Origin of the sequence: Methylobacterium sp. WL6, assembly GCF_008040095.1 — a bacterium.
In the GTDB taxonomy this organism is placed as follows: domain Bacteria; phylum Pseudomonadota; class Alphaproteobacteria; order Rhizobiales; family Beijerinckiaceae; genus Methylobacterium.
Genome location: NZ_VRVH01000599.1, coordinates 1 through 1,011, shown reverse-complemented (window position 1 = coordinate 1,011; position 1,011 = coordinate 1). Strand labels below are relative to the sequence as shown.

Sequence of the window (1,011 nt, the reverse complement as noted above, 5' to 3'; positions counted from 1 at the left end):
CGCCGCGGCGGTGCGGGCGAGGCGGTCGGCCAGACGGATCGCGGCGATCAGGCTGTCGGGGCGGGCGAGGCCCTTGCCGGCGATGTCGAAGGCGGTGCCGTGGTCCGGCGAGGTGCGCACGAAGGGCAGCCCGAGGGTGACGTTGACGCCGTCGTCGAAGGCGATGGTCTTCACCGGGATCAGCGCCTGGTCGTGGGTCGGGCAGAGCGCCACGTCGTAGGTCTGCCGCGCCCGCGCGTGGAACAGGGTGTCGGCCGGCAGCGGCCCGCGGATGTCGATGCCCTCGGCACGCAACCGCGCCACCGCCGGTGCCAGCACGTCGCGGTCCTCGTGGCCGATCGTGCCGGATTCGCCCGCATGCGGGTTGAGGCCGGCCAGCACCAGACGCGGCGCTTCGAGCCCGAAGCGCTCGGCGAGATCCCGGGCGACGATGCGGGCGGTCTCGACCACGAGATCCTGCGCCAGCAGCTCCGGCACGTCGCGCAACGGCACGTGGATCGTCACCGGCACGACCGCCAGCGTCTCGCTCCAGATCATCATCACCGGGCGCGGCGGGGTGCGGCCGGGCGCGACCGCGAGCGCCGCCAGGAACTCGGTGTGGCCGGGATGGGCGAAGCCCGCCCGCGTCAGCACGAACTTGGCGATCGGGTTGGTCACCACCGCGCTGGCCCGGCCCGCGCGGACGAATCCGACGGCGGCGGTGATCGACTCGATCGTCGCCCCGGCCGTGACCGAATCCGGGACGCCCGGCTCGGCTTCGGTCTCGCTGCCGCTCGGCAGCGCCACCACGGGGAGCGCGCGGGGAAACACCTCGGCCGCCGTCTCGGGGTCGATCTCGGCCACCGGCACGGGCAGGCCGAGCCGGTTGGCGGTCCGCTCGACGAAGGCCGGGTCGGCGACGAGGAAGAAGGCGGGGAGCGGATCGCGCGGCGTGCTGGCGAGCCAGGCCGCCAGCGCTAGTTCCGGTCCGATCCCGGCGGGGTCTCCGAGAGTCAGGGCGAGGGGGAGCAT

1 protein-coding gene is annotated in these 1,011 nt (G+C 74.5%); it reads right to left on the bottom strand.

Annotation, left to right across the window (positions count from 1 at the left end):
- Nucleotides 1-1,011, bottom strand: a 1,011-nt coding sequence (gene pdxA / locus FV230_RS28660; RefSeq protein ID WP_147844768.1) for a 4-hydroxythreonine-4-phosphate dehydrogenase PdxA, incomplete at its 3' end; no start/stop codon positions are given.